Source organism: Thermococcus sp. MAR1 (assembly GCF_012027305.1).
Classification (GTDB): Archaea; Methanobacteriota_B; Thermococci; order Thermococcales; family Thermococcaceae; genus Thermococcus.
The window spans coordinates 1-512 of the sequence record NZ_SNUF01000006.1 but is presented as its reverse complement, the minus strand read 5'-3'; the positions used below and the strand labels follow the sequence as shown (position 1 = coordinate 512).

Here is a 512-nt window from a genome sequence, read left to right as displayed (position 1 = left end):
CTGAAATAATAAACAAGATTGCTAAAGAAATCGCAAATTACGAGAAAATATTCATTGTTGCCATGGGGACTTCGTATCATGCTGGAATTGTGGGCAAGTATCTTTTCCAAAGACTTGCAAAGAAAGTTGCAGTGGTTGAAGATGCAAGTGAATTCAGATATGAGTTTGAAGATCTAGTTGATGAAAACACACTTGTCATAGCAATTACACAAAGTGGAGAGACTGCTGACACTTTGGCAGCAATAAAGCTAGCTAAAAAGAAAGGTGCAAAAGTTCTGAGCATAGTGAACGTTGTGGGTAGCATGGCAACAAGAATCAGCGACCTTGTTCTTTACACTCATGCAGGGCCAGAAATAGGCGTTGCTGCTACAAAGACTTATACAACGCAATTAACAGTCTTGACGATGCTTGCAATTGCTTTGGCTAGGCAACTCAAAACATCTGATGAAGAATACCTTAGAAAACTCGAAGCTCAGCTGTATGAAATGCCAAAGTACGTTGAAAGATCGGAA

At 39.6% G+C, this 512-nt stretch carries 1 protein-coding gene; it reads left to right on the top strand.

The annotated features are described in order from the left end of the window. The coding region (locus tag E3E25_RS11290) for an SIS domain-containing protein (RefSeq protein WP_167893409.1) at window positions 1-512 on the top strand (512 nt) is incomplete at both ends.